The 23278-nt window shown below is 35.2% G+C and carries 20 protein-coding genes; 11 read left to right on the forward strand and 9 right to left on the reverse strand.

Annotated elements, in window-relative coordinates; translation table 11 throughout:
* Positions 1 to 82 precede the first annotated feature (82 nt).
* The 4 genes from LC814_RS02545 to LC814_RS02560 are packed head-to-tail and all read left to right on the forward strand — an operon-like array spanning position 83 to position 2914.
* On the forward strand, positions 83 to 514 hold the full coding sequence (locus tag LC814_RS02545; RefSeq protein WP_226064787.1) for a BT0820 family HAD-type phosphatase: 432 nt from the start codon (positions 83 to 85) through the stop codon (positions 512 to 514).
* A gap of 36 nt (positions 515 to 550) precedes the next feature.
* Positions 551 to 1360, forward strand: coding sequence for a type I methionyl aminopeptidase (gene map / locus LC814_RS02550; protein ID WP_226064788.1), 810 nt, complete (start codon positions 551 to 553; stop codon positions 1358 to 1360).
* Positions 1360 to 2127: a class I SAM-dependent methyltransferase gene (locus tag LC814_RS02555; RefSeq protein ID WP_226064789.1), complete on the forward strand. Its 768-nt coding sequence runs from the start codon at positions 1360 to 1362 to the stop codon at positions 2125 to 2127. The genes map and LC814_RS02555 overlap by 1 nt, the downstream gene beginning before the upstream one ends.
* Positions 2128 to 2140: 13 nt before the next feature.
* Entirely contained in the window at positions 2141 to 2914 is a 774-nt protein-coding gene (locus LC814_RS02560) for an SGNH/GDSL hydrolase family protein (protein ID WP_226064790.1), read from the forward strand.
* Here LC814_RS02560 and ligD read toward each other — a convergent pair.
* Positions 2911 to 5475, reverse strand: a complete 2565-nt coding sequence (ligD, locus tag LC814_RS02565) for a DNA ligase D (RefSeq protein ID WP_226064791.1) — start codon at positions 5473 to 5475, stop codon at positions 2911 to 2913. The two genes, LC814_RS02560 and ligD, sit on opposite strands and share 4 nt — an antisense overlap.
* Position 5476: 1 nt before the next feature.
* Positions 5477 to 6265: a non-homologous end joining protein Ku gene (gene ku, locus LC814_RS02570; RefSeq protein ID WP_226064792.1), complete on the reverse strand. Its 789-nt coding sequence runs from the start codon at positions 6263 to 6265 to the stop codon at positions 5477 to 5479.
* A 183-nt stretch (positions 6266 to 6448) separates the two neighbouring features.
* Between ku and era the strand changes: the two genes are divergently transcribed.
* The 5 genes from era to LC814_RS02595 all read left to right on the forward strand — a co-directional run bounded on the left by era (position 6449) and on the right by LC814_RS02595 (position 12478).
* Entirely contained in the window at positions 6449 to 7330 is an 882-nt protein-coding gene (gene era / locus LC814_RS02575) for a GTPase Era (RefSeq protein WP_226064793.1), read from the forward strand.
* Positions 7331 to 7393: 63 nt separating this feature from the next.
* The gene (locus LC814_RS02580) at positions 7394 to 7825 is read left to right on the forward strand and encodes a DoxX family protein (protein WP_226064794.1); all 432 of its coding nucleotides are present in this window, start codon (positions 7394 to 7396) and stop codon (positions 7823 to 7825) included.
* 116 nt (positions 7826 to 7941) lie between these two features.
* On the forward strand, positions 7942 to 10338 hold the full coding sequence (locus LC814_RS02585; protein ID WP_226064795.1) for an alpha/beta hydrolase family protein: 2397 nt from the start codon (positions 7942 to 7944) through the stop codon (positions 10336 to 10338).
* 351 nt (positions 10339 to 10689) lie between these two features.
* On the forward strand, positions 10690 to 11202 hold the full coding sequence (locus tag LC814_RS02590; RefSeq protein ID WP_226064796.1) for a hypothetical protein: 513 nt from the start codon (positions 10690 to 10692) through the stop codon (positions 11200 to 11202).
* A 97-nt stretch (positions 11203 to 11299) separates the two neighbouring features.
* The gene (locus LC814_RS02595) at positions 11300 to 12478 is read left to right on the forward strand and encodes an acyl-CoA dehydrogenase family protein (protein WP_226064797.1); all 1179 of its coding nucleotides are present in this window, start codon (positions 11300 to 11302) and stop codon (positions 12476 to 12478) included.
* 40 nt (positions 12479 to 12518) lie between these two features.
* Here the strand turns inward: LC814_RS02595 and LC814_RS02600 are convergent, their stop codons facing one another.
* The 3 genes from LC814_RS02600 to rsmG all read right to left on the reverse strand — a co-directional run bounded on the left by LC814_RS02600 (position 12519) and on the right by rsmG (position 16517).
* Positions 12519 to 15245 carry a PD-(D/E)XK nuclease family protein gene (locus LC814_RS02600; RefSeq protein WP_226064798.1) on the reverse strand — a complete coding sequence of 909 codons (2727 nt, stop codon included), beginning with the start codon at positions 15243 to 15245 and terminating at the stop codon, positions 12519 to 12521.
* 168 nt (positions 15246 to 15413) lie between these two features.
* The gene (locus tag LC814_RS02605; protein WP_226064799.1) at positions 15414 to 15830 is read right to left on the reverse strand and encodes a hypothetical protein; all 417 of its coding nucleotides are present in this window, start codon (positions 15828 to 15830) and stop codon (positions 15414 to 15416) included.
* A gap of 51 nt (positions 15831 to 15881) precedes the next feature.
* Positions 15882 to 16517 carry a 16S rRNA (guanine(527)-N(7))-methyltransferase RsmG gene (gene rsmG, locus LC814_RS02610; protein ID WP_226064800.1) on the reverse strand — a complete coding sequence of 212 codons (636 nt, stop codon included), beginning with the start codon at positions 16515 to 16517 and terminating at the stop codon, positions 15882 to 15884.
* Between the two features lie 98 nt (positions 16518 to 16615).
* On the opposite strand from rsmG, the gene LC814_RS02615 reads away from it, so the two are divergent.
* Positions 16616 to 17815 carry a pyridoxal phosphate-dependent aminotransferase gene (locus LC814_RS02615; RefSeq protein ID WP_226064801.1) on the forward strand — a complete coding sequence of 400 codons (1200 nt, stop codon included), beginning with the start codon at positions 16616 to 16618 and terminating at the stop codon, positions 17813 to 17815.
* Between the two features lie 59 nt (positions 17816 to 17874).
* Here the strand turns inward: LC814_RS02615 and LC814_RS02620 are convergent, their stop codons facing one another.
* Together LC814_RS02620 and LC814_RS02625 are read right to left on the reverse strand one after the other, a co-directional pair.
* Positions 17875 to 18654 carry a zinc ribbon domain-containing protein gene (locus tag LC814_RS02620; RefSeq protein WP_226064802.1) on the reverse strand — a complete coding sequence of 260 codons (780 nt, stop codon included), beginning with the start codon at positions 18652 to 18654 and terminating at the stop codon, positions 17875 to 17877.
* A gap of 3 nt (positions 18655 to 18657) precedes the next feature.
* On the reverse strand, positions 18658 to 19755 hold the full coding sequence (locus LC814_RS02625) for a Nif3-like dinuclear metal center hexameric protein (RefSeq protein WP_226064803.1): 1098 nt from the start codon (positions 19753 to 19755) through the stop codon (positions 18658 to 18660).
* Between the two features lie 55 nt (positions 19756 to 19810).
* Between LC814_RS02625 and LC814_RS02630 the strand changes: the two genes are divergently transcribed.
* Positions 19811 to 20638, forward strand: a complete 828-nt coding sequence (locus LC814_RS02630) for an ion transporter (RefSeq protein WP_226064804.1) — start codon at positions 19811 to 19813, stop codon at positions 20636 to 20638.
* Between the two features lie 414 nt (positions 20639 to 21052).
* Here LC814_RS02630 and LC814_RS02635 read toward each other — a convergent pair whose 3' ends face one another.
* Both LC814_RS02635 and LC814_RS02640 read right to left on the reverse strand, forming a co-directional pair.
* Positions 21053 to 21910, reverse strand: a complete 858-nt coding sequence (locus LC814_RS02635; protein WP_226064805.1) for a phage tail-like protein — start codon at positions 21908 to 21910, stop codon at positions 21053 to 21055.
* A gap of 311 nt (positions 21911 to 22221) precedes the next feature.
* Positions 22222 to 23274 carry a peptidylprolyl isomerase gene (locus tag LC814_RS02640; RefSeq protein WP_226064806.1) on the reverse strand — a complete coding sequence of 351 codons (1053 nt, stop codon included), beginning with the start codon at positions 23272 to 23274 and terminating at the stop codon, positions 22222 to 22224.
* Between the last annotated feature and the right edge of the window lie 4 nt (positions 23275 to 23278).

The raw sequence follows: 23278 nt of genomic DNA on the forward strand, positions 1-23278 counted from the left end.
ATCATTACAGTCTGCATTGTTTTTTTACTTTTTTGTAAAGTATCTAAATTTCTTACCTTTGCAACTCTGAAATTTTATAATAATGACCAACAGCAAAAAATTAGCTATTGATTTTGACGGCACCATTGTAGATGATGGATATCCCGGTATTGGCAAACCCAAGATATTTGCCTTTGAGACCCTTCGCAAATTACAGTCGGAAGGTCATCGCCTGATATTATGGACATATCGGCACGGCAAAACCTTAGACGAAGCAGTTGAATTCTGTAAAAAAAATGGGGTTGAATTTTATGCCGTTAATTCTAGTTTTGAAGGCGAGATATTTGATCACAGCCAGGCATCTCGAAAAATTGATGCCGATTTATTCATTGATGACCGAAATTTAGGCGGCTTTCCAGGTTGGGGGGAAATCTATAATATTATAAATGAAAGAATAGAATTTAGAGTAGAAGGCAAAGAGGTTTTGGCCTATTCTAAAATTAAAAAAGAAAAAAAGAAAGGCCTTTTCTGGTAATTGTATAAAGATTTTTCTACCACATATTTTTACAAATTGATACATTTAAAAACATTAGAAGAACTCCGATTGATGCGCGAAAGTGCTCAGCTGGTTTCAAGGACTTTGGGCATGCTTGCAAAAGAAATAAAACCTGGAGTTACTACTTTACATCTTGATAATTTAGGCGGTCAATTTATACGCGATCATGGCGGCGAACCAGCTTTTTTAGGAATGTATGGCTTCCCGAAAAATCTTTGTATTTCTCCAAATGCTGAAGTTGTACACGGAATTCCAAATGAAAAACCTCTTAAAGAAGGGGATATTTTATCTGTTGATTGCGGAGTGTATATGAATGGTTTTTATGGCGATCACGCCTATTCATTTGCCGTGGGCGAAATAAATCCGGAAACTAAAAAATTATTGAAAATTACCAAAGAATCTCTCTACAAAGGAATCGAGCAATGCGTTCGCGGAAAAAGAGTAGGAGATATCTCTAATGCAATTCAAACGTATTGTGAAAATCACGGATATGGAGTTGTCCGGGAATTGGTCGGGCATGGCTTGGGTAGAAAAATGCATGAAGATCCTCAAGTTCCAAATTACGGTAGAAAAGGAAGTGGAAAAGTTTTAAAAGACGGGATTGTTCTTGCCATTGAACCCATGGTAAATTTGGGGACAGAAAAGGTTAAATTTCACAGCGATGGCTGGACGGTAACTTCTGAAGATAATTCGCCATCCGCACATTTTGAACATGATGTTTGCATCATTGGTGGGAAACCAGTTTTACTTTCAACATTTAGCTATATTTATGAAGCATTGGGTATTGTAAGTGACGAAGAAAAACCATTTACAATGGACTTTTAATGAAAAAAATTGCGCGATTTTTACTCAATGCGATTCCTAGACCTTTACTTATTAATCTGAGTATTCTTCTGCGGCCTTTTACCTATTTTATTTTTAAAGGTGATCAATTTACAGATCCCATCGACGGTAAATCTTATCGTAAATTTCTTCCTTACGGCTACGGGAAACAGCGTGAGAACGCTTTATCACCTGGAACATTAAGTTTAGAAAGACATCGACAAATGTGGTTGTATCTTCAAAATGAAACCGATTTTTTCACTAAATATTACAAAGTTTTACATATTGCTCCGGAGCAGGAATTTCTGCGAAGATTTAAAAAGCTTAAAAATTTACAATATATTTCTGCAGATTTATTTTCTCCCATTGTAGATGTTAAAGCTGATATCCTGGATTTGCCTTTTGAAGATGAAAGTTTTGATATTATTTTTTGCAACCACGTTTTAGAACATATCGCAGATGATCAGAAAGCGATGAGTGAACTTTTGCGAGTTATGAAAAGTGGGGGTTGGGGAATTTTTCAAGTGCCTATAAAAAGTTCATTAGAAAAAACTTACGAAGATTTTTCCATCACCGATAAAGTTGAAAGACAAAAGCACTTTGGGCAATACGACCATGTTCGCTGGTACGGAATGGATTATTTCGAGCGTTTAAAAAAAGCGGGTTTTGAAGTTGATATTAATTTTTATTCAAAAAAATTCAGTCAAGAAGAAATTACACGTTTTGGTTTAATGGAAAACGAAATTTTACCCATCGTTTCAAAGAAATAAAAGAATGATCTGAATGAAAAAGAAATATTTCATCCATTTATTGAGATCGATTCCTTTGTTGCCTGTTATTTATTTCCAGGGAAAGAAAATCAAAAAGAATATTCAGTTTTTGCCGGAAGCAAAAGACCCGGAAGGTTTAATCGACATTAATTCTGATAAAACTTTGAACGTTCTTTTTATAGGTGAAAGTTCCTTCGCCGGAGTCGGTTCAGATTTCCATAAAAACAGTTTTGCCGGTCATTTCTCAAACGAATTAAGTTCCGTATTTCACTGTAATATTGGGTGGAAAGTCTATGCTAGAACGGGATATAATGTGCAGAAAGTTCACGAAAGAATCCTTCCTAAAATTACAGAAACTGATTGTGATTTATTGGTAATTGGCATCGGAGCAAATGATTCTTTTGAATTTACTCAGCCAAAAAAATGGCAAATAAACATTCAATTATTAATTGATTCTTTACGATTAAAATTTCCAGAAACTCCAATTTCATTTGTGCAATTACCGACTATTGAAGCGTTTCCAGCGCTCACCAAAGAAATGCAATCTGTTTTAGGAAATCATAAAGATCTGCTTGCAGAATATCTTCATCGTCAAACTTCAAAAAACGATAACATCTATTTTCCGACCAACAAAGTCGATATTCAAAAATGGATGAAACAGTTGAAAAATGGTCAAACAATCGAGGACTTTTTTAGTGATGGTATTCATCCTTCCAAACTTACTTATAGGATTTGGGCGAGAGAAAGTGTACAATTTCTGCTCGATTCAAAGCTAGATTTTTCTTAATCTTTAGAGAGCATTTCCAAGGCTTTCAACATATCAATTCCTTTCCCCAAAACCGGTTTAAACAAATCACCGTTCTTTTTGATTCGTTCCAAAGCATTATAAATGTTAAAGTCGGTTGGTTGTAAACCCTGCTTTAATTCGTCCCAATCTAAAGGCATTGAAACCGGCGCTCCAGTTTTTGGACGAATACTATAAACGCTGGCTAATGTCTGTCCGCTACGGTTTTGCAGATAATCCAGATAAATTTTATCTTTTGATCTCTTTTTTAAACTTCGTTCCAGCGTTGTAATTTCCGGAAGTTTTTTCTGTACTTTTTGCATCAGAAGATGTGCGAAATTTTTCACTTGCTCAAAATCATACTTCCCTTGCATTGGCACATAAATATGAATACCAGAGCTGCCGGAGGTTTTGCAATATCCTTTAATTTTCGCTAGATCTAAAATTTCTTTCGTTACCAGAGCAGTTTCTATTACATGGTCGAAAGAATTCCCCTCCGAAGGATCCAAATCAAGTGCCAGCCAATCCGGATAATCCAGATGTTCCACCGTAGAATTCCAGGGGTTAAGATCGATGCAACCCAAATTATTTAAATACGCTAAATCTTCTGCAGTATTGCAAATTAGATACTGAATATCTTTTTCATTTGACTCAGAAAAAATAGTTACTTTCTCGATCCAGTCCGGGGCACTATCGCCGGCATCTTTATGATAAAAACTTAAACCATTAATTCCATTAGGGAAACGGTTCAAAGACTGAGGCCGATTTTTTAAATGTGGTAAAATATATTTAGATACTGATTGATAAAATTCTACCAAATCACCTTTCGTAATTTCACTATCGGGAAAGTAAATCTTATTTTGATTGGTTAATTTTACTTGATGTTTCCCGATCTTTTTCTCCTGTTCATTTTCGCGCGTTTTTTTCATTGCTTCTTTATTTGCGGATGAAATACTTTTCTCTTTCGCTTTTCCTTTGATCTCAACTGAAGAATTTTCTACTAAATCAGCTTGTTTTTTATCATTCCGGATACCCAAAAATACAGGATGTCTAAAAATTCCGTCGGAAGTTTTTTCGGTATATTTTATCTCACAAACCAGCTCAGGTTTTAACCAAGTTGCCGGAGAATTAGTTTTAGGAATGTCGACGAAGGGAGATTTTGAAGTTATTAAAGGCATAAATAAACCATGAAGTTCTGTCAATTTTTTATCACTAAAACCCGTTCCTACGTGACCACAATATTTCAAATCTCCATCTTTGAAAGTTCCAAGAATAATAGCACCAAACTTTTTTCGGGAGCCTTTTGGTTCTGTAAAACCACAGATGAGCACGTCTTCAGTCTGTTGGAATTTAATTTTAAGCCAGTCGGAACTTCTGGAGCCTTCAGAATAGGTACTGTCAGATTTCTTTGCAATCATGCCCTCTAAATTCATTTTTTCTATTTGCTTGAAAAAAGAAATTCCCTTTTCCGGAATATGTTCGCAATATTTTACCACTTCATTTTCTACCAAGGCTTCTTTTAGCAATTCCTTCCTTTCAAGCAAAGTTAAATTTTCCGTGGAGTGACCATTCAGCCACAATAGGTCAAAAACCTGATAGGTCATCGCCATATTTGGACGATCTCCAATTTGTTGCAAAGCCTGAAAATCCGGTTGTCCATTTTCGTTGAAAGCCACAATTTCTCCGTCTAAAATCATTGGGAAAGCCTGATCTAAAAGTGCATTCTGAATTTTATAGAATTTTTCCGAAAATGAAAGTCCATTTCGGGAATAGAGTAACTTATTGTCGTTACGTAAATCAGCAACGGCACGGTAGCCATCCCATTTTATTTCGAAAACCCAATCTTTATTGTCAAATGGCTTTTCGCCAACTTGCGCCAACATTGGCTTGATAAAATCTTTTAACTTCTTTTCCCCGGAGAGGGCAGGTGCATAATTTTGATATGATTTTGATTCTGACTTAGTCGCTCTTACCCTTTTTTTTTTGGAAGGTCTGTTTTCTTCCCGGTCGGTCACTTTTGAATTTTTAGGGATATGTTCTTCAGAATCGTATTCGTCTAAAGCATATTTATCTTTATGTTTGATGAGCAACCAGGCATTTCCTTCTTTTGAATTTTTAATCTTTACAAGGGCAAATTCTCCCTTTAATTTTTTTCCGTGAAGAACAAATTTTAAAGATTCTTTGTGCAGTTCATGGCGCATAATCAAATCATCTGATTTACCTTTTATTTTTTCTAAAGGTTCATAAGTTCCCGAATCCCAGATTTCAACTTCACCACCACCATAATTTCCATCTGGAATACTGCCTTCAAAATCATGATAACTATATGGATGGTCTTCAGTCATCATTGCCAATCTCTTATCTTTCGGATTTAAAGACGGTCCTTTTGGAACTGCCCAACTTTTAAGTACGCCATCCATTTCTAGACGAAAATCGTAATGAAGGCGCGAAGCAGAGTGACGTTGAATAACGAAAATAAGTTGACCATCGCTCTTCTTAGATTTTCCTTCCGGTTCCGAAGTTTCGTCGAAATTTCGTTTTTTATTGTATTCTTCTAACGGCATATCAGGAAACTTTTTTGCTTTTTTTGGAACTTTCTAAACTGGCTTTTAGCTGCGCCATAAGATCTACGACCTTACCACTTTCTTCTGGTTCTTCTTTGCTTTTTTTCACTTTTTTACCTTTCGCTTTGCTTTCAATAATTTTCATTAAATCATCGGCATAGGTATCTTTAAAAGCGGTTGGATCAAAAATTTCCGAGGTTTGTTCAATCAATGAAATTGCCATTTTCAGTTCGCCAGCTTTCGGATCTTTTGCATTTGGAAGTTTGAGCTCTTTATATTCCCTAATTTCCTGCGCAAATCGCAAACGATTTACAATTAAAATTTCATCATTATAGGGACGGATCATTCCGAAGATTTCTTTGTCACGCATCACGAAGGTTCCGATTCCAGCTTTTTTTGTTTTAGTCAGAGCTTTCAACAAAAGGTTGTAGGCATTTTCAGCATTTTTTTGTGGCTCCAGAAAATAAGGAACTTCAAAATAAACGGAGTCAATTTCCTCTTCCTGCACGAATTGTTCGATAGAAAATACTTTTGTTTTTTCGGGACTTGCAGCGGCATAATCTTCACTTTCGAGGACGACATAATTGCCATCAAGCATATAACCTTTAACAATATTAGCCCATTTTACCTCTTTACCGCTTTTCTCATTTACCCGTTTAAATTTAATGTTAGAGAAATCATTCTTATCCAACATATCTAAATCTAAATTGGAATCCTGCACTGCGGAGTACATTTTTACCGGAATATTCACCAGGCCAAAACCAATTGCACCGTTCCAAATCGCCTTCATAACTGCTATTTTTAATTATTTCCCGTAATGAAATAATTATGCCTTTCTCATTATATTTTACTGATTTACAGATTGCTTGAAGCTTTATGGAGTGAGCCAACTTTGTTTGTAGATTTTAAACCAACATTAAAATCAAGACCGACTAAAATTCATTAACTTTGTTGACTTTAAAAATTGAATATTTTGAGCGCACATAAAGCTGGATTTGTAAATATCGTTGGAAAACCGAATGTGGGAAAATCTACACTTCTCAACCATTTGATGGGTGAAAAACTCGCCATAGTCACCCAAAAAGCACAAACTACGAGACACCGGATTTTCGGAATTTATAACGAAGATGATTTACAGATCGTTTTTTCCGATACGCCTGGCGTGCTTGATCCTAAATATGGACTACAAGAGAAAATGATGGATTTTGTAAAGGATTCTTTACAAGATGCAGATGTATTTTTATTCATTGTTGATATTACAGACCGCTCGGAACCCAGTGAATTTTTGATTGATAAACTTAACAAAATTCCTGTACCGGTCTTGATATTGGTTAATAAAATTGATGCTTCCAACCAAACTGATTTAGAAAATAGTATGGAGTTGTGGCATGAGCGGATTCCTAAAGCCGAAATTTTACCGATTTCTGCGCTTACGGGTTTTAATACAGAAGTTATATTGCCAAAATTAAAATCTTTGTTGCCGGAAAATCCGCCGTATTACGACAAAACTTTGTATACCGACAAGCCAGAACGATTTTTTGTAAATGAAGCAATTCGGGAAAAAATACTTTTAAACTATGATAAAGAAATACCTTATTCTGTGGAAGTAGTAACCGAAATGTTTAAGGAAAATGAAGGAATTATCTTTATCGATGCGGTTATTTATGTAGAACGTGATACCCAAAAAGGAATTATCATTGGTCACAAAGGTGACGCAATTAAAAAAGTTGGAACAGAAGCCAGAATTGATCTGGAAAAATTCTTCGACAAAAAAATTCACCTTAATCTCTTTGTGAAAGTTAAAAAAGATTGGCGCAAAAACGATCGCGATTTAAAGAATTTCGGTTATAGATAGTCGATGTAGCTAAAATTCCTTAGTTTAGTGTTCTTTTATAATTTCATCACTTAACCTACTTTTATGAGTTATTTTTCATCTACCAAAGATATTCCTGAACTTAATAATATCGTGATGTTAATCGCCCGGATTTTCACTGGAGTATCGATGATATTTCTGCACGGACTTCCAAAATTAATGCTATTCTTAAACGGAGGAGAAATTCAGTTTTATAACTTTCTCGGAATAGGTGAGAAGACTACTTTAATTTTGGCCATACTCATTGAGCTGATTTGCGCATTCTTAATTATTATTGGACTTTTCACTCGTGCGGCGGCTTTAATTTTATCATTAGCTATGATTGTGGCAGCATTGGGCGTTCACTTTTCTGATCCTTTCAGCGTTCGTGAACTGAGTTTACTGTATTTCACAGTTTTCGCACTTATATTTACTTTTGGTCCGCGACATTTTTCTGTAGATCAGATGATTACAAGACGAAAAGAATCTGCCTGGTAAACACTTATTAAAAATATTGATACATAAAAACCAACATTCCTGTTGGTTTTTTTAGGTCCTTACTTTCTTTGTTGCTCAAGACGTTAATTTTTAATAGTTTTGAGAAAAAAGTATTCATGAGAAAAACATTGATTGCCGTAGCGCTCCTTTTTATAAGTTTTGCAAGTGCCCAAGAAAATATTACATATCAAAAACCTTCCGCCGAAATTATGAAGCTTGCTGATTTCGAACGCGCACCCTCCGTCATGATGGACAGTAAGCGTGATTGGATGATTTTCTCTTATCGGCCAACTTACAAATCATTAGACGATCTAAATCAAGATGAAATGAAACTTGCGGGTTTACGGGTAAATCCTGTGACCAATATCTCGAGTTCTATCACTTACGCTAATAACTTAAAAACGCGACGTTTAAAAGATAAAACGGAAGCTCAGGTGAAAGGTTTACCTACAAATCCAAAAATCGCTTACATGAGCTTTTCGCCAGACGAGAAAAAACTTGCTTTTACAAATACAACTGCAAATGCGGTAGAATTATGGATTTTAGATCTCTCATCTAATACTGCTAAAAAAATATCAAGTCAGCCATTGAATGCAAATTTAGGAGGTCCTTTTACGTGGATGTCTGATTCCGAGCATTTGATTGTGAAACAAATTCCTGCAAACAGACCAGAACTTATTGACGATAAAAAAAGTTTACCAACTGGACCAACTGTATCTAATTCCGACGGAAAAGTTTCACAAAATAGAACCTATCAGGATTTACTAAAAAATCCGCAAGATGAGGCCAATTTTGAAACACTTGCAAAATCTGAATTGGTGAAAATTAGCATCGATGGTAAAGAGGAAAAATTTAAATCTGCCGAAATTTATTCGTCAATGAATTTTTCGCCAGACGGAAATTACTTAATGTTAACTACCATTCAGAAACCGTATTCCTACATCGTTCCATTAAACAGATTTCCGATGACCACGGTCGTTTACGATCAAGCGGGAAATATGGTGAAAACAGTTAATGAAACGCCCTTAAATGAGATTATGCCGAAAGGTTTTTCTTCTGTACGAACAGGGAAACGGAATGTTTCTTGGCGTGACGATCAAGCTTCTACCTTAGTTTTTGCTGAAGCTTTAGATGGTGGAGATCAGGCGAAAGAAGTAGAATTTCGGGATGAAATTTTTCTTTGGGAGGCACCATTTTCGTCTGCACCGAAATCATTTTTTAAAACGAAACAACGCTACAATGATATTGAATGGTCAAACGGAAATATTGCCATCGTCTCAGACAGCTGGTATGATACGAGAAATACGAAATCTTATCTCATTAATCTGACCGACGGAACTTCTAAAACAATTGATGACCGCAACTATCAAGATGTTTACAGCGATCCAGGAAATTTTGCCGACACAAAAAATAAGTTTGGTAGAAATGTTATTGATGTTAAGAATAATACCGTGAAACTTGTGGGAGCTGGATTTACAAAAGACGGACAATTTCCATTCATTGATGAATTAAATATACAGTCACTGGGTAAAAAAAGAATCTACACCTCAAAACTTAAAAATTCAAAGGAAAGTATTATCGATATTTTAGATGATAAAACTGTTTTGGTGGTTGAACAATCGGCAAGTCAATATCCCAATTATTATGTGCGGAATTTAAAAAATGGTAAAGCAACAGCAGTTACCAATTTTGAAAACCCTTTCGAAAGTATAAAAAATGTGTATAAAGAGGTAATTACTTACAAAAGAAAGGATGGAGTAGTGTTAAGTGGGACGCTTTATTTACCCGCAAATTATGACCGAAAAAATCATAAGGAAAAACTTCCACTTCTCATTTGGGCATATCCGACCGAATATAAGGACAAAGCCACCGCAGGACAAAGTACGCAAAACCCTTATGATTTTACGTTCCCAAGTTATGGCTCATTTATTTATTGGGTAACAAAGGGTTATGCAGTTTTAGATGATGCTTCATTTCCTATTATTGGGGAAGGAACTACCGAACCGAATGATACTTTCGTCACACAATTGGTTGCAAACGGAAAGGCTGCCATCGATGCTGTTGATAAATTAGGATATATCGATCGAAATAAAGTTGCTGTTGGTGGACATTCGTATGGTGCATTTATGACTGCAAATTTACTGACCCATTCAAATGATTATGCGTGCGGAATTGCACGTAGTGGCGCTTATAACCGAACGCTTACGCCATTTGGATTCCAAAGTGAGCAGAGAAATTATTGGGATGTACCGGAAATTTATAATACCATGTCACCATTTATGCAAGCACATAAAATGAAAACACCTATGTTGCTGATTCATGGCGAAGCTGATAACAATCCGGGAACATTTACCCTGCAAACGGAAAGATATTTCCAAGCCCTAAAAAATCTGGGAGCACCAGTGCGCATGGTTCTTTTACCAAAAGAAGCTCACGGTTACGCTGCGAGAGAAAATGTTTTGCACACTTTGTGGGAACAGGATCAATTTCTAGAAAAATGTTTAAAAAAGTAAATAACAAAGCCTTCCAGTTTTGGAAGGCTTTTTTATAATATTTTTTAGAGAAACATAAAATAAGGCGAACTATCAATCCCAAAAAGCAAAAATATATCCTATTTAACATAATATAAATTATAGGACTTTTTAAATATAGCAAAACATCAAGCTTATTACTTCAAATTAGACTTATTAGTACTTCTATATTGTCCGCGATATTATTTTAGAAATATTACAAAGTCCGAAAAATATATTTTATTGAAGTGACACAGTTCTTTAAATAAATTTAAGATGTAAGACCCATCATTTCAAAATATATTATAAAAAATCCTTAAATTTCAGCTTCTAAATACTTTCAAAAATAATTCTATGAAAAATTTTATCGCGACAGCGATTATCGTCTTATTCGCTATTGCGTGCGAAAAGAAATCCAATGAAACGGTGATAACTGATCAATCCAATATAGATTCTGTTGTAATTCCTGAAACCAATGAACCCATACAGTCTTCTACAGTGCAAACTTGTTATATGGAAGCTTCTGGAAAAGACACCTTGTTTATGACTTTAGAAGATAACCTGGGAACTTTTATCGGTAAAATGCGGTATAAAAATTTCGAAAAAGACAGTTCTTTCGGAACTTTAATAGGAAATCAAAACGGCGATACAATTAAGTTGGTCTATAATTTTGAGTCAGAAGGAACTACGTCTGACCGCGAAATTTACTTTCTTAAAAAAGACGGTCAACTTATAGAAGGAATTGGTGATTACGAAACCGAAGGAAGCAATTCTACTTACAAATCACCGTTAAAAATAAAATTCGAAGGTCATGCTCTTAAACAGGTTGACTGTACGAATTTTGATGACAAATTAAGTTCAAAATAACCAAAGAATACTGCACTCTATAAGGTTTCGAAAATATAAATGATATAAATTTTTCCAGCCTTTTAAAAAATCTTAAATTAGACCAAACAATAACAATATGTCTTATTATCCCTTGACTTCTATTCCTGATTACTTTGGAATTGACAGCTTACTCACTGAGGAACATTTACTTATACGACAGTCTGTTCGTGATTGGGTTGAAAGTTTCATTATGCCGAAAATTGATGATGCCGCACAACACCACACTGATATTCCTAACTTGATGAAGGAATTGGGGAACATTGGCGCATTAGGTCCTTATATTCCCGAAGAATATGGAGGTTCTGGTCTTGATCAAATTTCCTACGGTATTATTATGCAGGAATTGGAGCGCGGCGATTCCGCCATTCGCTCTGCGGCATCTGTGCAAAGTTCTTTGGTCATGTTTCCGATCAATGAGTTTGGTTCAGAGGAGCAAAAGAAAAAATTTCTACCGCATCTGGCCGCTGGTGAAATGATTGGTGCTTTCGGACTTACGGAACCTAATCACGGATCAGATCCTGGATCTATGGAAACTTATTTCGTCGACAAAGGTGATCATTATCTGCTGAATGGCGCGAAAATGTGGATTACCAATGCACCCGTTTGTGACATTGCCGTAGTTTGGGGAAAAAACGAAGCTGGAAAAGTTCAGGGTTTAATTGTAGAAAGAGGATTTGAAGGTTTTTCAACCCCAGAAACTCACAACAAATGGTCGCTTCGGGCTTCCAAAACCGGAGAATTAGTTTTTGACAATGTTAAAGTTCCCAAAGAAAATCTATTACCTAATGTTACCGGATTGAAAGGTCCCCTATCCTGCTTAAATTCTGCACGTTATGGAATTTCGTGGGGCGTTATTGGTGCAGCAATAGACTGTTACTGTACCGCGTTACAATATGCGAAAGAAAGAAAACAATTTGGAAAATCAATTGCTTCCTACCAATTGCAACAGAAAAAACTGGCAGAATTTGTGACGGAAATAACTAAAGCACAGCTGCTTTGTCTTCAGCTTGGAAATTTAAAAAATGATCATAAAGCGACTCCAGCCCAGATCTCAATGGCGAAAAGAAACAATGTGAAAATGGCCATAGAAATTGCGAGAGAATCCCGACAAATACTTGGCGGAATGGGGATTATGGGTGAGTTCCCAATGATGCGCCACGCTGCAAATCTGGAATCCGTAATCACCTACGAAGGCACCCATGATATTCATCTTCTGATTACAGGAATGGATATTACCGGTATTAATGCCTTTTAGAGATACACAAAAACCTTCAACACAAGTTGAAGGTTTTTTTTTACCAAGAAGCTTTTACTACTTCTACAAAATACTTCTCCGGATTAAGGATTTCCAGAATTAAATTCTGCACCGATTTCATAGGTTGTTCAAGCAGCTTATCAGATAGTTCATTTTCTTCAAAAATACTAAGAATTTGAACGCCTTGATTCGCTTCTGCAAAACTCCATATTCCGCATTGCACATGCTTATCAACAATCTCTGCCGAATGTATTGCTGCGTATGCATAAATGCAGAGCTGAAGCGCTTGTTTAAAATCATCTCTAAAGAAAAGATTTTCGAGCTTTTCCTGATCTTCTTCTTTTTTTGGAAGCACAATTGCTAAGTTTTTCGTCTTAGCTGTTTTGTAATCGATAATTCTAAGTTGACCATTTAAACGGTCAATTCGATCAATAAAACCATAAAATAATACCTGATCTGTTTTTTCTTCATCCAGGAAAAATGGTATGTTTTCAAACCTTTCTTCTATTCCTATAATTTCTAAAGTATTGCCTTTTTTGATCAAATCGAGATCAAAATTAATTATGGTGCGCACTACCCTTTCAGCAATTGATTTATGAATATAGTTCATGCCTTTTTCATAAAAATCAGGCTGATGATTCATCTTGATGATTGCAGTATTAACAACTTCCGTGATTTGGGCAGATGATAATTCTAAATCGCTGGGAACCAAATTTTTACCAACTAATTTTTCGTAAATGATTTGTAAGGAATAATGAACCAGGTTTCCGTAGCTACGCTGAGACAACTCCTCTTCTATTTCACTGGTTTCCCGAGTTCCTAATATTTTGGTTAAATAGAAATCAATAGGATTATAAATAAATGAGGTTAAATGAGAAGCTGAAACCCGGTTTTTCCATTCGTCCAGTTTCTTTAAGACAGCAGGTGTTTTTTCAATTTGAATCGATTCTTTATTAATGGGTTCAGAAGAATTTTCAATGATAATATGCTCGATGGTATGATGCTTATCTTCGATCTCAAGTTGGGTAATGAAGCGGCTTTTCTCACCTGTATTTACGCCAGAACTTAAGGCATTAAAAAGTAAATGTACATTTTTAGAATCCTGAATCAAGCGGTAAAAATGATAGGCGTAAATACTGTCGTTTTCCAGAAAGGTATGCAAATCAAAATGCTGCCGAACATCAAAAGGTAAATAGGTGTTTTGAGAATTTCCTAGCGGAAGTTTCCCTTCATTTGCAGACAATAAAATAATATTTTCGAAATTAAGTAGACGGGTTTCCAGCAAACCCATCACCTGCAAACCTTGTAGCGGTTCGCCTTGGAAATCTATGGTTTCGGAATTTACAAGCTGGTTAATCAACACTTCCAAGGTGTCCATTTTTACCTCAAATGTGTAGGGTGATAGTTGATTTTTAATAATCTTAAAACTCTTCTCGAAATGCGAAATGTTTTCATATAAAATATCATCCAAATCGCGGAATTTTAATTCATAACAGAACAAAATCAGGTCATCTAAAAACTCATTTACGTTTACAGGTTTTTCAAATAACTTGAAATACGAAAGTTCTTTTAAAAGGTCTTTGAACTGATTTTTACTGATGTATACAATATTTCTCTCTTCAATTTTCTCCTTAAAAAACTGAATAATTTGTTGATCATTTTCCGCATTTGGAAGCTCTTCTAAAACGGAAAGAACATCATTGTAATAATAAGAAGAATTATTTTTCTCTAACTGCTTTTGTAAATAAAAGAGTTGCTTCATGGCATTGCTGAAATTCAGATTTTTCAACGGAAAACCCATGGTAATATTAAGAAAATTCACTCCGCTTAAAGCATCCAAACAGGTTGGTAATAAGTTTTCATCTAAAAGTACAACAGCAGTATTTGAAAGATTTTTATCGTCGATTTCTTTAAAGATATCTGGTAAAACTTTTGCCTGCGTAATATTTCCAGAAACTTCATACACTTTTATATTTTTGTCCTGTTTAAAATCACTTTCAATCCAGTTAAAAACCCGGCTTTCATTAAATTCTTTCCAAGTTTTTATCGTTCGGAGAAATTTCCCCGATTCTTGCCTCAAATCATTAATGTAATATTCGTCAGCTTGAAAAAAACACTGTGCTTTATCCCATTGCAAGAGATTTCTTACCAACTTCTCCTCAACTTTGGTAAATGCATTAAATCCACAAAAGACGAATTCTTTGCTTGTTTTCTGCGCAAATTTTTCGACTCCACTTTTCGAAATTTCGTGAATCATTCCCGAAGTTGCCCAATTCTTTTCAGTAAGTTTTTGTTTTAAAATGGGTAAAAAATGACTCATCTTTTGCCAAAAATTCAGATATTTTCGTCTTGGTAAATCTTCAGAATCACCTAAGTTTTCAGACCAGTTTTTTATGCGTTCTTCATCAAACATATATTCTAAAACGGCTTTGTCAGAGTCAGAGAATTTTAAAATATCATCCCAATCTTTCAACACGGTTGGAAACCATTTTAAGAAACTGGCAAAATCTTCAGATGGATGAATTTCACGATATACTTCAAACGCGAAAAGCCAAAGTGCAATTCCCTGCACGGGCTGTTTACCCGCTATTTTTACAATTAAATCTTCGATGGTATAAAAATCCGGAAGCATGCCAGAATACTGCTTTTCTTTCAGAATTTTCTTAATAAAAACAACCGGTCTCTTTCCCGGTAAAATGATTGTAAATTTTGATAAGTCTGAATTCTGCTCCAGCAGATTAGCTATTACTTTATTGAGAAATTTCATGTAAATAAATTAGTACGTCTTTATAGTAAACGATTTTCAATTTCTATTTTTTTTCAATAGAATTGACATTTCTTAAAATATTAAAAATAAGGAATTAAAAAATACAATCATCTTATTGTGATAAAGATATCGCGCTTAGAGTAGAAAAAGATTGAAAAAAAATATTTTTCACTGAACCGTAATCATTTTTTCGATCCATAATGGATTTCCAGAGGAATCTATGCCTTTATAGAATTTAAAAACATATGTTCCGCGCTGTTGCGGCCGAAAATTAATTTGAGAATAATGCGTTTTTTTATCACCACAAGAAGCTTTGGTGCTGAATTTATAAGAGGTGACCTTACGCGTAAAATCATCTACATAAATATAGTCATATCCATAAAACCCTTCACAACTCGAACTAAATTCAGAATAAGTTCGAATGGTTTGTATGGTAAAAACATCCATGGAATCCTGAGCGATTTTCACACTGTCAATTTTCACGGCTTCAGCACTGTTGATATAATCTTTCTCCTCACGATCATTACATCTCAAAAAGCTTAACAGCAATAGAAAAATCAAAGTAATATGTAGAGAATTTTTCATAAGCTGAAATTTTTACTAAAAAAACACTTATAAATGAAATGATCCAGGAAATTAGGAAGAAAAATTTTCGGAAGATAAATATACTACTTTTTTGGTTTCAAAAAATTCATTTTCAAAATAATTTTGAAGTGGAAAAAGTTCAGTTTTTAAGCTAGACAATTCTTCAGTTAAGTCGCCACCTTTCAGATAAAGAACGCCATTATGTTTTCTGTTAAACTGGTCTTTTTCAAATTTTCCTTTTAGCCAGCTTAAAAAAAGAGGCATTTGCGTAACTGCACGGCTGACCACAAAATGAAATTTCCTTTTGAGTTCTTCTGCTCGCCCATGAATAGCGGTCACATTTTGTAAACCAATTGTTTCACTAACTTCTTTCACCACCGTAATTTTCTTTCCGATAGAATCTATTAAAGTAAAATGCACTTCTGGAAATAATATCGCTAAGGGAATTCCCGGAAACCCGCCACCTGTACCGATGTCGAGGACTTTTGTTCGCGGCTCAAACTCCATGACCTTTGCAATCCCGAGCGAATGTAGAATATGCTTTTCATACAACGAATCCATATCCTTGCGGGAGATGACATTAATTTTCTCGTTCCATTCCTCATAAAGTTCTTCAAGTTGAGCAAACTGTTTTTTTTGATTTTCAGAAAGATTGGGGAAATATTTTTCTAGTAATTCTACCGACATTTAGACCTATTTGCTACAAAAGTAAGAAAGCTTTTCTGAAGAATTTCCTTTTGCAGCTTCAAACTAAAAAATTAACTTTGATCTACTATAAAAAATATATGAATAAATTTTCTGACCGCCTGCAAAGGCTCAGTTTCTCTCAGACTTTTGTGATGAGCAATAAAGTTCGGGAAATGAAAGCTGCCGGAATTGATGTCATCAGCTTAACTTTGGGTGAACCTGATTTTGATGTTCCTGATGATATTAAAGATGCCGCTTTTGCAGCAATTAATAATAATTTTAGCCATTATTCGCCAGTTCCTGGTTTTATGGATCTTCGTGAGGCAGTTTGCGAAAAATTATTGCGCGATAATCATTTAAAATATGAACCTTCGCAGATTTGCGTTTCTAACGGTGCAAAACAAGCAATTCTAAATGTGCTTGCTTCTATTATTAATGATGGTGATGAAGTCATTTTACCCGCGCCATTTTGGGTGAGCTACGAAGAAATGGTGAAGATGATGGGCGGAATCGGAATCGTGGTTCAAACCAGTATTGAAACTGAGTTTAAAATCACGGCTGCACAACTTGAACAAGCAATAACACCAAAAACAAAAGCACTACTCTACAGTTCGCCGTGCAACCCTTCGGGGAGTTATTATACTTATGAGGAATTAGAAGCAATTGCGAATGTAGTTGCTAAATACCCGCAGATTACCATTATTTCCGACGAGATTTACGAGTTTATAAATTACGAAGGTAAACACACTTCTATTGCTGAATTTCCTCAAGTTTACGAACAAACAGCAGTGATCAACGGAATGTCGAAAGCATTTGCAATGACAGGCTGGCGAATTGGGTATTCCGCCTGTCCGAAATGGCTGGCAGAAGCATGTGAAAAAATTCAAGGACAAATGACAAGTGGTGCTAATACCATGGCACAAAAGGCATCGATTACTGCCCTAAGAACTGATCCGTCTAATTATGGTTATATGATCGATGAATTTAAAAAAAGACGGGATATTGTATTTTCATTAATGAAGGAAATTCCAGGTTTTAAGGTAAATTATCCGAAAGCCGCCTTTTACTTTTTTCCAGATATTTCCTATTATATCGGTAAAACAATCAACGGAACATTTATTAAAGATTCTGATGATTTCGCTATGTTATTACTGGAAAACGCCCACGTGGGCTCAGTTGGTGGCGTATCATTTGGCAATTCTAATTGTGTGCGCTTTTCTTATGCCGCTGCGGAAAAGGATTTAAAGGAAGCAATGAATCGGATAAAATCTTTTCTGGAACGTGCAGAAATTTCCTGAAAATTTTATAAAAAAACCGGACTGAAAATTCAATCCGGTTTTTTATATTTTAGAAATTATTAAAATTTAATAATATCTTTCATTTTTTCATTTTCTTCGTTCACCATATCGTCGTCAACCAAGATTTTTCCTGAATGCTCATCAATGATGATTTTTTTACGTTGCGCAATCTCCATTTGTTTTTGGGGAGGAAGTGTAAAGAATGACCCTTTTGGAGCGCCTCTTTCTAATCCTACGACAGCCAGACCAGTTGGTGAACTCGTTCTAATTCTGTGATAAGAAGCCAACAAACGCTCATCGATTTTCTTTGCAAATTCTTCAGATTTTCCAAGTAAAAAGTCTTCTTCTTTTTGAGTTTCAGAAACCAAATTTTCAAGCTCCTCTTTTTTAAATTTCAAGTGGTTCTTTAATTCTTCGATTTTAGTTGTCAATTCTTCCAAAGTTTCGTTCTTGTGACCGATTTTCGCGCCGAATTCGCCGATTCTCTTTTCAGACAACTGAATTTCTAAATCCTGGAATTCTATTTCTTTTTCTAAAGATTCGAATTCTTTATTATTCCGTACGTTATCCTGCTGAGCTTTATATTTTTCAATCAAAGATTTAGCATAATTAATAACTTCATTTTTGTTGTTGATTTCATCATTCTGAAGTTTAATCTCACTTTGGAATTTCTCTGCTCGTTTTTCCAAACCTTCAATCTCGATTTCTAAATCTTCAACTTCGATCGGCAATTCACCGCGTGTGCTGCGAATTTCATCCAATCGAGAATCAATAATTTGAAGATCGTATAATGCTCTTAGTTTTTCTTCAACGGAAATTTCTACAATTTTCTTTGCCATATTTTATAAAAAATAGTTTACAGGGTTGGTTTTCTCAGTAGATTTTGAGATGGCAAAGGTAGTGAATTTTTGTGATAAAATTTCAACTAAATGCTCAGTTACAAATTGTTCAGATTCAAAATGGCCGATATCACACAAGAGTATTTGACCTTCGCTCCGGAAAAAATCGTGATATTTTAAATCGCCGGTAAGATAAGCGTCGCATCCCGAAGAAATTGCTGCTTCCAAACCACTCGCACCGCTTCCACCCAGAACTCCTACACGCTTTATCTTTTTTCCTACAAAGTCTGAATGTCTAATAACCTTTAAATTAAATTTATTTTTAACGAAATTCAGAAAAGTATGTTCTTCTAGTTCTTCCTTCAAATCACCATATCTCCCTAAACCTAAGTATTGATTATCATTTTCAATTTTAATGATCTGATGCGCAACTTCTTCATAAGGATGTGTAAGATTCATCGCTTTTACGATATTTCGCTGCTTATGGCTTTCAAATACAACTGAAAGTAAAACTTCATCAGAATTTTCGCGTAAACCTACTTCTCCGGAAAATGGATTAGCGCCTTCCTTTGGACGGAATGTACCCTGCCCCGGAATTGAAAAACTGCATTCATCATAAAATCCGATATTTCCTGCACCGGCTTCAAATAAAGAATTTTTAACCGCCTCCGCATTATCTTTCGGAACGAAAACTTCTAAAATCCGAAGTTGTTGGGAGGTCGGCATCAAAACTTTTTGGTTAATGAGCCCCAGTTCTTCACAGATTCTGAAATTTACACCAAAGTAATCATTGTCGAACGCTGTGTGAACGGCATAAATAGCAATTTTATTTTCTATTGCTTTCAGAATCGTTTTTTCGACATAATTTTTTCCCGTGATGCTTTTTAATCCAGAAAATATGATAGGATGAAAAGTGATGATTAAATTTAAACCTTTATTAATTGCTTCTTCCACCACATTTTCCAACGCATCATGACAAACTAATATTCCGGAAACTTCTCGCGCAGGACTTCCACAAAGCAGTCCAACATTATCAAAATCTTCAGCCTGTGCTAAAGGAATTGTTTTTTCCAGCTCACCAATTACTTCATCTACTGTCATTTTATTATGTTTGTAGCGAATTTAGCGATTAATTTTAATTGGAACGATAGGAAAAATGGAAAGAGAACATAATTTTATCCCCGAAAGAACGAAATGGAAACGCCAGCTTTTCCGGATCATCTTTAAGTCAGACACCAAATTAGGAAAACTGTTTGACATCATGTTGTTGTTTCTTATTTTGCTAAGTACCTTCATCGTGATGATGGAAAGTGTAGAGGTTTACGACGCAAAACTTCATGTTATATTTGTAATTGTAGAAGTTGCTATCACTGTAATTTTCACTATTGAATATGCACTTCGGATTATAACATTAAGGAACAAAAAAGAATATATTTTCAGCTTTTTCGGTATTATTGATTTTTTGGCTATTCTTCCTTTTTATCTTAGTCTTTTCATTCCCATTACGAAGTATTTCCTTATTATCAGGATGTTAAGAATGCTGCGAATTTTTAGAATCATGAATTTAATGGATTTCATGAATGACGGTTACTTCATTGTTAGAGCTTTACGAAACAGCTCCAGAAAAATTTATATATTCCTTTTATTTTTAATGATATTTTCAGTAATCGTAGGTTCGATGATGTTCATGGTTGAAGGTCACCGAGAAGGATTTGAAAGTATTCCCCAAAGCGTTTATTGGGCGGTTGTGACCGTAACTACGGTTGGATATGGTGATGTTTCACCGGGAACACCCTTGGGCAAGTTTCTTTCTGTACTTTTGATGTTGGCTGGTTATTCTATAATTGCTGTTCCGACCGGAATTGTAACGGCAGAAATGCGAAATAAAAGACAGGAAATAGGTAAATTTTGCGACCGTTGCGGAAATAATGATATCGATGATGACTCAAGATTTTGTAAAATTTGCGGAGAAAAAATTGTATAAAAGAAGGCGCATCGTAAAATGCACCTTCAATCGTTCTCAATGTTTCACGCTTTTTTAATCTTTACTATTAAAAAATTCTAATCAATCTCGGAGTGCAAAGTTTCTACTTTCGCTTGTACTGGTTATTAGTATTCACCCAATTGTTAGCTTTTTTTGAAATTTAAAAATTTAACGTGTGAGAAATTTTTTAATTACAAAAAATATTTTCCGCAAAAACCTAACTGGTATAAATGTGCCATAGCAATATTTTTGTTTATCAAATATAGAATTTATCTGGCATTAATCATTAAGTAAAATAACCCTATTAATTGGTATTACGTAGTTATTAGTAAGTAGAACAGAAAAATAAGAAATAACATAAAAAAAGTGCATCAAAGATGCACTTCCCTCATTTGTGTTTTGCAGTATAAAAATTTAATCCTTGAATAATGATATTCTTGTGATTGATTCAACGGTGAGAGTAACAGAAATATCTGATTGAACAAATAATTGATATCCAGCACCTGGCGCAAGACTATCAGGATCCGCAATAGTATAAAAATAAAAAGTTAGCGTATTTCCTGCATCCTTTGATCCACCAGGGATTACCTGAACAGATGTAACATTAAAACCGGAGTCAGGATTTTCGAAAATTGCCCGCACGGAGCCTGTGGCATTGTCACCTGGAGTTACAGTTGTTATCACCCTCCAGACGTGAACTTGACCTGGTACAGGATTCTCTCTCCACCTTTGTGTAGCAGGTGTAGTTCCTTGATAAATAGTGCTTGTATTTCCTGGAAATGGAATAGAGGTTTCGGGCCAACTGGTTGTCGGTGATGGGGCAAAAATTAATGGTGTATTATACAAAACCTGTACTTTAGGTCCGTATGAATTACCACTATGATTAAGTGAATACGACGGCTTAACTCCGCCTGCTCCAGAATTAATTTTTACTACGCCATCATTGCCTGCAAGAGAAGATGATGTAACAAATAATTGTTTCCACAAAGTACCATCCCAATATTGGAAAGCATTGGTTGTGGTGTTGAAAATAAGCGTTCCTTCACTTAAAGCTGGATTAACAACTCCTGCAGGTGGAACTGTCGCGGGATTGTTGTCGGCAAGGTTCGCATCCCGTTCTGCATCAGTAAGTTTAGGAATTAGAATTCCTTTTTCATTAGAATGAATGTCTAAAACAGTTGCTCCGTTGGGTGTCGTTGTGTTTATTCCGACCTGAGCATTCATAAAAATGCCCCATGCAAGTAAAATTGCAAAAGTAAATTTCTTTTTCATATCGATGTTTTTTGTTTTTACGAAGTTACGGCTAATCAACTTTGATAATATACAGTGAAAACACCCTTTTATTAAATATAATTCGTTTTAGTGCCGGAACTGTTAAATATTATACCTCTGTTTACGAAAATGTTAAAATATTTAACAATTAAGTAATTGTCAAAAATGGTGACCGGAAAATATTTTTGATGAGCATAACAATCAAACTATTTGATATTTCCCAACAATGAAGCTGAGTTTCTACAAAAAATAAACACTCCAAAAATTTGGAGTGTTTATTAAATTTGGGTAAATAAATACCAAAAAATATTCTATTTTGTGGCTGCAGAATTAATCTTTACAAGCTGAACATCAAAAATAAGCCAAGCATTTGGTGGAATTACACCGGCAGCGCCTCTTGCACCATAACCTAATTCAGATGGAATTAGCAATGTAGCAGATTCTCCTTCGTTCAACAGAAGTATTCCTTCGTCCCAACCTTTAATAACCTGTCCAACTCCAATAGGGATTTCAATAGGCTCATTTCTTTTAAAAGAAGAATCAAATTCCGTCCCGTCAACCAGTTTACCAGCATAATGTACAGAAACATCATCTCCTACTTTTGGTTTTCTTCCTTCAGTAGATTCTGTAATTTTATAATAAAGTCCAGAAGGTGTTGATTGCATTCCCGCTTTTAAATCATCAACCATTTTTTGTTGATTGGAAGCAAATTCCTCTGCTTTTTCCTTTTTATCAGCTTCTATTTTCTCTAGAATTGCTTTGTTATTCTCTTTGATTTTACCTTTTCCTTCATTGAAGATTTTGGCTGCGTCATAAGATTTATATTCATCGCCTTTCGTAAAAACAGATACTTTTTCCAAGACGACATCGGTTTTTGGTTTATCCTGTGGGCCTTTTTCCACGTTTGCGATTGTATCAATTACTTCAATTCCGTCAATTACTTTACCGAAGACCGTATGTTTACCGTCTAACCACGGCGTTGCAATTTCAGTAATGAAAAATTGAGAACCGTTTGTATTCGGACCTGAGTTTGCCATTGACAAAATTCCTTTTCCGGAATGTGTTAGGTCATTTTTTTCATCTTCGAATTTGTAACCCGGATCGCCCATTCCAGTACCTTTTGGATCGCCACCTTGGATCATAAAATCTTTGATCACACGGTGGAAAATAGTTCCGTCATAAAAAGGAACTCCTTTTCCTTTTGCTTTGTTATCGATTTTACCTTCGGCTAATCCGACAAAATTAGCGACCGTAACTGGTGCTTTTTTATCTTCTAATTGTACGATCATATTTCCTTTAGAAGTTTGGAAATTGGCGTAAAGGCCATCTTTTAAGCCTGCGTAAGTTTCTTTGTCTACATTCATTTTT

This window comes from Kaistella polysaccharea, from assembly GCF_020410745.1.
Taxonomy (GTDB): Bacteria; Bacteroidota; Bacteroidia; order Flavobacteriales; family Weeksellaceae; genus Kaistella; species Kaistella polysaccharea.